This is a genomic window from Cytobacillus sp. Hm23 (assembly GCF_051842895.1).
Taxonomy (GTDB): domain Bacteria; phylum Bacillota; class Bacilli; order Bacillales; family SM2101; genus Nanhaiella.
This window is the reverse complement of record NZ_JBPXRQ010000021.1, coordinates 87,690-95,964: the sequence shown is the minus strand read 5'-3', so window position 1 is coordinate 95,964 and position 8,275 is coordinate 87,690. Positions and strand designations below refer to the sequence as shown.

Below are 8,275 nucleotides of genomic sequence, written 5' to 3'. Positions count from 1 at the left end.
TAACGCAGGACAAAATCTAAGAAACGAAGCAATTCGTCTCTTAACCGTAGGAACTACGGGGATAGCCTAATCAATTAGAAGCCGTTAGGTTTCCGTACTTAGGAATCCCCCACTTCAATAACATGACCGTAAGGTCTGATAAGTGGTGGGTGGTTCAAGGTATTGATCAGTTTATTGGAGAAGTAGAATACTGGAATAAAGGTATTGGTACGCTGCTCGTACGGTCTATGGTCAAGTTCTTATGTGAAATAAAGCAAGCAGATAGAGTAGTAATGGATCCTCAAACGTGGAATGACAGAGCCATTCGCTGTTATGAAAAATGTGGTTTTAACAAGGTGAAAATGTTACCTAAACATGAATTCTTTGAAGGCGAGTATCGAGACTGCTGGCAAATTGAATATAAACATAATTAAGACTAGTAGACTTTTTTCGTTAACTTTGGTGCTATTGTTACTAAAGGCTCTCTTCGTAGACTCTGTTGCTATTATTACCAATTTAGCACCATAAAAAGTGGTTTTATATTAGTCATTGTTGTACAGAAGAAAAGATGCCACGAACGCTAGATGTATAAGTATTTATATCTAAGGCTGAAAAACAACAATCAATGCGAAGACGGCCTATTATCAAAGGTTTTTTCCATGTTTTCAGTGTCGTTATAATGACGGAATTACAACAGCAAATGGTAGTTAAATAAGATTGTCATCGTATAAATGGAAGAGAAGATGTGGCAAAAGCATTTTAATCGAGGAGTAGTTTTTGTAGCATCTGGGAGAAAACGAGTATAACATGTTAGACGAATAATATGGCAATAGAATCTAATAAATGTGATCGCAAACGGAGGAAGGACATGTCTATTACTTATCTAGGTATTTTAGCAGGTATACTAACGAGTTGTGCATTTATTCCACAGGCTATTAAAGTATTGTTAACAAATAGAACACAAGATATATCAATTTTAATGTATAGTTCTTTTACTTTGGGAGTGTTTATTTGGGCAATATATGGATTCATCATAGGAGATTTAGCAATTATATTAACAAACATTGTTACGTTCATTCCAGCAGTACTCATTTTAGTACTTACGGTTAAGAATAACTTTAAGAAAACTAGTAACTAATTTTTAATTACAGGATAATGATTTATTAGGTATGAAATCGATTTTTTTCACATGATAAAGCTAATTAAGAAAATATCTTAATTTCACGAATCTTTACTACTCATATAAAATCTATTTAACTGGTTTATTGATTGCTGTTATTCCACTGCCTGGTTGTATCAATTAGGTATTGTTTTTTATCACGATGATAATCATTCATTTTGCTGAGTAGCAGCAAAGTTTACGCAAAGAGCCAAAAAAAATTAAAGATGGGAGCATCTGTAATGAGTGAAATGAATCCTTTACTGGAAGCTTATAACGAAACAGCTTATCAAATAGGAGGTCATAGCAAAAGAGATATACGAGTTTTAAAGGAATCTTTTAAAGATATTGCCGAAGGGCTTGAGAGTGATATTTATGGTAAAGGTAAAATAATTGAAAATTTCGAAGTGAAAATGGCAATGTATTTAGGGAAAGAATCAGCTGTGTTTTTTCCAAGTGGAACGATGGCACAACAGATCGCATTAAGAATATGGTGTGATCATAAAGGGCTAAAAAAAGTTGGTTATCACCCATTATGTCATTTAGAAATTCATGAAGAGGATGGGTTGAAAGAATTACACCATATTGAACCTGTGTTATTAGCTAATAAAGATAGACTCATTACTTTGGAGGATATTATAAGCATTGATGAGGAAATTGCTTGCGTATTGTTAGAGCTACCTCAACGTGAGATTGGGGGTCAATTACCAGCTTATAAAACACTAGAATCTATTTCTCTATACTGTAGAAATAACGGGATTAAGCTACATTTAGACGGAGCTAGATTATTTGAAATTCTTCCGTACTACGAGAAGACTGCAGCTGAAGTTTGTAGCCTTTTTGATAGTGTTTATGTGTCTCTTTATAAGGGGATTGGTGGGATTGCTGGAGCGATTCTTGCTGGTGATAACAAATTTACTGATGATTCAAAAGTCTGGAAAAGACGTCACGGTGGTGACTTAATTAGCTTATATCCTTATATCATTAGTGCTGATTATTATTTTAATGAGCGGATTCATAAAATGGGAGAGTATTTTGATGCCACAAAGAAGCTTGCTGGAATGATTAATGAATGCGACTTTATCTCAACTAGACCACTCAATCCGGTTTCTAATATGTTCCATGTACATGTTGATGCGCCAAAAGATGTAATTACACCAATACTAGTCTCAATATATGGTGAGACGCAAGTTGGTTTAACGAGCTATATAAAAGAATCACGAAACAATACATGTTATTTCGAGGTAAGCATTGGAGATAGATATAATAATATACCAGAAGAGAAGGTGGAAAAAGCATTTCGGATGCTTGATGAACAAAGTCAGAGCGTTCAAGGTAAGGGTTAGTATTTGTTTAGTTGAGGAAAGACTCACTAGTAATCTACATAGTGCAGGTTATTTAGTTGTGGCTGATGAACTCATTCGGGATGATTATATTTTGTAATTGCCCGAAAAAAGCTAAGATGTAAACGCTTCATTCTACAATCGTTTTAATTATCCAATAAATTGTTAAGACTTATGAGCAAATCAATATATAAAAGTAATAGGTAGGAGGTATATACTAGAAGCATAGATTTCTAGGAGTGAGTGATTAACATGTCTCAGATTATAAATCACCAACGAAAAGCTTCAGAAGTAAATATTATAAAAAGTTTAGCTTTCTTAGCTGTCGTTTTCCAAAGTTCTTTGATCTTTGCTGTAGAGCAAGGGAATATTTCACCTGAAGAGACAGTTATGATTGGTATGTTATTTAACTTCGTAAAGTTTTCTGCACCTGTTTTTATTTTCGTAACTGGATTTCACTTAATATATCATCATAAACAGCAGGTGAAGTATGCATCTTACATTACTCAGAAGTGGTCAGAGTTAATAGTACCATATTTATTTTGGTCGGCTATTTATGTGATTTTCTTCACAAACTTTATTAGTACTTCAACACTTACATTAAGTGAAATGATAAAATTGATATTTACAGGGGCAGCTGCTCCGCATTTATGGTATGTGGTGATGGTGTTTCAATTTCACCTAGTATTTCCACTACTCTTTGTGATATTTCAGTGGCTGGATAAGAAATTCTCATCTGTGAAGCTTATTGCATTTACGGTTGGTTGTTTTGCAGTAAGTTATTTATTGCTTATGTGGTTGTCATCTCGATTTATATTTAATGGTAATTTGTTAACAGACGTGGCGTGGTTAAAGTATACAGACAGAAGTTTGTTATTTTATTCTTTTTACTTCTTCCTAGGTGGATTAGTTGCATTAAAACTGACCGCATGGAGAAAATTTGTTTCAAAATATGTAGCATTAAATACTTTTATTTTTTTAGGTTTATTTATTGTGGTAGGTTATGAATTAGTAGCATTTAATGGTGTTACACAAATTGATTTACAAGCATCAACATATTTAAAGCCATCTATGTTTTTGTATGTCGTTTCTGAAATTATTTTATTATATGGATTGTCCATGATCATTGTTCAAACGAGAACATTTTTATACAAATTGTTAGCATTTATAGGAAAGTTTACGTATGGTTCGTATTTAGCTCATTTGTTTTTCCTTCAACTGGTCGTTATATTTATTGAGAATAATCATATTACAGGACATTATATTTCCTTAAGTATAGCAATTTTCATTATAACAACAGTTTTATCTATAGGGTTTTCTTTTATCTTTAGCCACCTGCCATTTGCAACGTCAATTATCGGACCATTTGAAAAGGCGAATTGGAGTTTGCCTGCATTAATTGGTCAGCTATTACCGAAAGAAAAACCTGTTTATAGTAAAAGCCTTAAAGGGAGAGACTAAGTGGAGAATCCTATTTTTTTACATTAATCCTTTAGTCGGGTTGTATCTAATCAATAAGAAAAAAAGGGGGGCTCGTATAGAGCTACCCCTCACCTTTACATATATCTTACTTCCTAATTTTTTTCTTTACTTTTAAGACTAACAGAATTTCCCTATGTTGAACAATTGGCTATTCACCCCTTCCTTTTATTCCAAATTCCAATGCAAACCATTCTGCAAAACGCTCTCTTTGCTCATAGTTCTTATGCTTAATATCATGTGATATATTTTCAACGTGATGTCCAAGCTCATGGAACAATACATCATTTAAATAAAAAGAATGTATAGATTTTTCATCAAATTGCAGTCGCCATTTTGAATCTTCTGCAATCCAAGTAGCACCATGCCTTTCATAGCTTAAACGAATTGATGGTTTTGGCTTCGTGTTATACGATAAGCATTTTGTCTTTGGGAAGGGAAAAAGAAAAATCGCTTTATAATGATCATGATAAGTGCCAAACCTTAGTTCACTAAAGTGCTGCTGTTTATGAGTGCCCCCACATAGAAATATTCCTCGTAAATCACTTAAGAATTGTGACGGTACAGAGTCAATGACTTTTTTTATATCTTTTTCGTTGATGGGATGGAAAAATTCATTGATTGGATGATACCTTTTAATAAATATTCCTTTTGGGTTATTAAGTGATTTAGTGTTTTCCTTAACAATTTTGTATATTTCAGTACTGTAGGGTGAATAAGGGGTAAGGTTAGTAAATTTTTGTTCACTCCAAGCACCATTTCTTAACCCGTTAGAAAACGCTCGAATTTTACGCATAAAAAATCCCCCACATTATCATAATCATTTATAAGGGTTATCTTGCATTTAGGTTGTTTTCGCATTGATTGTTGCTTTTCGTTCAAAGGTATAGTCACGTATACACCCAGCGTTCGTGGCATCTTTTCTACTTATACAATTATTGAGCTCTCATAAAACTCATCATACTGTCGAATCTTAGTTAAAATAGCAACAAAGTTTACGAAAAGAGCCTTTATTTAAAATGTAATTTTAAGTAATTTAAGGATGTATTTTCTTATTGTTAATGGTAACAGAAATGAAAATTTTTAGCTCTAGTTTTGTTGACAAATATTTATCCTAATGTTAGGATAAAAACATCCTAAAGTTAGGATAATTAATTATAGGATAACTAATACATGATTTAACTCGTTATAAAGAGAAAGCAATAAAGAGTCACATATTCACACAGTTCTTATGTTGATTCTTATTTATTCCAATGATAAAAGGAGATGGAAATCATGTTTCAAGGAGATGATCAAAGTGAACTTGATCTAAGATTGTTTCGCGTTTGGATGAAATCCTTTAATACTGTCTTCAAAAACATTAGCTTAGATATAGACAGTTACGGTATTAGTCATGAACAATTTATGATTCTTGAGCTTCTGTATAGTAAAGGTCCACATCCTGTTCAAAAGATTAGCGAAACTTTTTCTATTCCAAGTGGGAGTATCACGTATGTTGTAGATAAGCTTGAAAAGAAAGACATGGTCAAAAGAGAACCAATTCCTTCAGATAGAAGAGCGTTCAATGTTACGCTAACAGAAAAAGGAAGGGAATTATTTGATACGATATTTCCGAAACACGTTGAAACGATTTCTCAAAATCTATCGTTTGTTACTAACGACGAGAAACAACAGTTAATTCATTTATTAAAGAAAATTGGTTTCGGTGCAAAAGAATTATAAAAAACAAAGGGAGAGTGTAAATATATGAAATGGGTTACTCGTATTATTCAAGGATTACTTGCAGTAGCATTTATTTTATCTGGTGTAATGAAATTTGTAGGTGGGGCAGAACAACTTGAACAGATGGCAGGGGGATTCGGATATGCTGTCGGGTTTATGTACTTTATTGCCGCTTGTGAAATTTTAGGAGGAATTGGACTTATTATTGGATACTGGAAGTCAACAATTGCTTTACTTGCTTCAACAGGATTAGTCATTCTTATGGGAGGGGCTGTATTTTCGCATTTAAATGCAGGCCAAGGTATGGGTGCAGCAATGCCTTCTTTAGTTCTCTTCATTTTAGGATTAGTTGTACTTATCGGTAAGGTGAAAAAATAAATACAATTGAGAACACACGACATTATTAACATGTCGTGTGTTTGTTTAACTAAGGCTACTGTCATTCGAATTTGTGCTATTCTTTTCTCTAATGACTGAAAAACATATAATACATATCGATGACTCAAGTGTAAGTAAAAAATACAACAAAGTTTACGAAAAGAGCTAAGAATAGCAACACGTCTAGTTTAAATAATACTGACGGATTACAAATATTTATTAAAAAATTCGCATATTGCTCTGTACACGATTACCTCATTTTCTTTTTTTGAAAAACCATGTCCCTCGTCTTCTAAAACGAGGTATTCAACTTCACGACCTTTTTCTTTTAAAACAGCGACAATTTTATCAGATTCCTCCTTGACTACTCGTGGGTCGTTTGCTCCTTGAATGACCAACATGGGCTTAGACATATTTTCTATATAAGTGATCGGTGAAAACTCAATTAGCTTTTCTTTATCTTTTTCTGGGTGCCCAACCCACTGGGTCAACATTGGTTTCCAATGCTCTGGTACTGACTCAACGAGGGAGAATAGATCACTTGGTCCACAAATATCGACAACCGCTTTAAAGTATTGTGAATGTCTACCGTGAAGTAATAGGGACATGTAACCACCGTAGCTTCCGCCCATAAGAAATACTTTGTCACGGTCAGCGAGCCCATTTTTAAATAAAAATTCTAGACCTTCAATGTTATCAAGTCTTGGTCCATGTCCCCAGTCACCTTCAACCATTTTTGTAAATGCTAATCCATATCCGGTAGAACCACGGAAGTTCGGTGCGAAAATACTATACCCTTCATTTAAAAGGTACTGAAAAACGTCGTTAAATACTTTGCGCTCAGCATGCTGAGGACCCCCATGTGGCCATAATATAACGTGACCGTTACTAGTTACAGAGTTTGCTTTAAAGTAAAGCGCTTCTATGTCGAGACCATCAAATGATTGATAAGATATGACAGCTGGATCAATAAGCTCATCTTCATGTACACCCATAACACGGTTATTCGTAAGCTGTTCCCAACGATGTTTGTTAGCATGTTTTCTAAAAATATTTGAAGGTTTTGTAGCAGATGTACCAACGAGGTATACACTTCCTTGGGCAGTCACTTCTAGCTTATCGATATTTCCAATTGGACATTCAAGTTCTGTCAATTTTGCTGTAATAATATCATAAGAGTATAGCTGATCCTCTACACCTCTCTCACTAACAAAATATAAAAGGTGATGTTTTTCATCAAACTTAATCATTTTAAAGCCCTCACTTGGAAGTGAAACGACTTTACTAAATTCTTTTTCAGCTAAGTCATATTTTGCAATATATGAAAAATCTGCTCCATAATTAGTAATGAAATAGATGTCTGAATCTGAGGCATAAACACCATTAGTAACTGTGTGCTGCTCATCTGATTCTGGTGTTAGGGGAATCACTTCATTATCTACTTTTACATAAGCTAGCACATGAGTAGTAGATAAATATTTTAGAAAAAGAAAACTACTTTCACTTGGGCTAATATCATATAAATATGTAGCACCACCGTCCCCTTCTATGATTATATCTTCTTCCTTTGTGTCTATGTGATAGCAATAGCTTTTCAGAAAGGTTGGATCCTCCTTATTAGAAGTATAATATAAGCGCTTTCCATCATCTGATAAGATAGGCACTGCATGCTTGAACCCTTCAGCAACTCTAATAGGCTGTAGCTGTCCCCCTTCTGGTGGTATCATATATAGCTGTGAATTTTCATCACCATCACGGTCAAAAGCTGTAATGATAAATCTCCCTGCCTTGTCGTAGCAAAGCCCTTGACAACTCTGATCATTAAATGTGAGTGGATACGGAAATTGATTTGGTAAATCCATTCCCCATAAATTATAGTTCCCACTAATATTCGTACTGAAAACAAGCTGTCTTTCATCATTACTTACGACAAAATCTTGAATTGTGTAGGCACGTAAAAATTGCTCAACATCCGGTTTTTTTTGCATTTCCACTTAAATTCCCCCTTAGTTGAATGAGAAGTAGTTCAAAAAATACGAAAAAATGCTGTTCTATGATAATCAAAGTGTGTTTTATAGTTGATTGTTGCTTTATCATAGGCTGTTTTCGTATTGACTGTTTAAGCTATAAACACGTATTCAATTAGCTATCGTCGCGCCTAGGCGTTTCCATAAACGATACAAGTTATATAGGTCTTAACTTGTTGTTTATTTGC

The 8,275-nt window shown here is 34.0% G+C and carries 7 protein-coding genes and 1 pseudogene; 6 read left to right on the top strand and 2 right to left on the bottom strand.

All coding sequences use genetic code 11. The annotated features are described in order from the left end of the window. Positions 1-152: 152 nt before the first annotated feature. From ACSVDA_RS14555 to ACSVDA_RS14540, 4 genes and pseudogenes are all read left to right on the top strand, one after another. A pseudogene (locus ACSVDA_RS14555) lies at positions 153-413 on the top strand (GNAT family N-acetyltransferase); the annotation flags it as partial. 434 nt (positions 414-847) lie between these two features. Next, on the top strand, positions 848-1,117 hold the full coding sequence (locus tag ACSVDA_RS14550; protein WP_485884155.1) for a SemiSWEET transporter: 270 nt from the start codon (positions 848-850) through the stop codon (positions 1,115-1,117). 263 nt (positions 1,118-1,380) lie between these two features. Continuing rightward, positions 1,381-2,484, top strand: a complete 1,104-nt coding sequence (locus tag ACSVDA_RS14545; RefSeq protein ID WP_485884154.1) for a threonine aldolase family protein — start codon at positions 1,381-1,383, stop codon at positions 2,482-2,484. A 249-nt stretch (positions 2,485-2,733) separates the two neighbouring features. Further along, the gene (locus ACSVDA_RS14540; RefSeq protein ID WP_485884153.1) at positions 2,734-3,942 is read left to right on the top strand and encodes an acyltransferase; all 1,209 of its coding nucleotides are present in this window, start codon (positions 2,734-2,736) and stop codon (positions 3,940-3,942) included. A 169-nt stretch (positions 3,943-4,111) separates the two neighbouring features. On the opposite strand, the gene ACSVDA_RS14535 is transcribed toward ACSVDA_RS14540, so the two are convergent. Beyond that, positions 4,112-4,756 (bottom strand): ImmA/IrrE family metallo-endopeptidase, encoded by a 645-nt coding sequence (locus ACSVDA_RS14535; protein ID WP_485884152.1) that lies wholly within the window; start codon positions 4,754-4,756, stop codon positions 4,112-4,114. A gap of 479 nt (positions 4,757-5,235) precedes the next feature. On the opposite strand from ACSVDA_RS14535, the gene ACSVDA_RS14530 reads away from it, so the two are divergent. Further along, complete coding sequence (locus tag ACSVDA_RS14530) at positions 5,236-5,682, top strand: MarR family winged helix-turn-helix transcriptional regulator (RefSeq protein WP_485884151.1); 447 nt, start codon at positions 5,236-5,238, stop codon at positions 5,680-5,682. A 24-nt stretch (positions 5,683-5,706) separates the two neighbouring features. Beyond that, positions 5,707-6,060: a DoxX family protein gene (locus ACSVDA_RS14525; protein WP_485884150.1), complete on the top strand. Its 354-nt coding sequence runs from the start codon at positions 5,707-5,709 to the stop codon at positions 6,058-6,060. A gap of 206 nt (positions 6,061-6,266) precedes the next feature. Here ACSVDA_RS14525 and ACSVDA_RS14520 read toward each other — a convergent pair whose 3' ends face one another. Then, positions 6,267-8,048, bottom strand: coding sequence for a S9 family peptidase (locus ACSVDA_RS14520; RefSeq protein ID WP_485884161.1), 1,782 nt, complete (start codon positions 8,046-8,048; stop codon positions 6,267-6,269). Positions 8,049-8,275: the final 227 nt, after the last annotated feature.

Excerpts from the sequence above, each read along its gene's own strand:
- ACSVDA_RS14550 (WP_485884155.1), top strand. The coding sequence starts at position 848 with ATGTCTATTACTTATCTAGGTATTTTAGCAGGTATACTAACGAGTTGT.
- ACSVDA_RS14545 (WP_485884154.1), top strand. The coding sequence starts at position 1,381 with ATGAGTGAAATGAATCCTTTACTGGAAGCTTATAACGAAACAGCTTAT.
- ACSVDA_RS14540 (WP_485884153.1), top strand. The coding sequence starts at position 2,734 with ATGTCTCAGATTATAAATCACCAACGAAAAGCTTCAGAAGTAAATATT.
- ACSVDA_RS14535 (WP_485884152.1), bottom strand. The coding sequence starts at position 4,756 with ATGCGTAAAATTCGAGCGTTTTCTAACGGGTTAAGAAATGGTGCTTGG.
- ACSVDA_RS14530 (WP_485884151.1), top strand. The coding sequence starts at position 5,236 with ATGTTTCAAGGAGATGATCAAAGTGAACTTGATCTAAGATTGTTTCGC.
- ACSVDA_RS14525 (WP_485884150.1), top strand. The coding sequence starts at position 5,707 with ATGAAATGGGTTACTCGTATTATTCAAGGATTACTTGCAGTAGCATTT.
- ACSVDA_RS14520 (WP_485884161.1), bottom strand. The coding sequence starts at position 8,048 with ATGCAAAAAAAACCGGATGTTGAGCAATTTTTACGTGCCTACACAATT.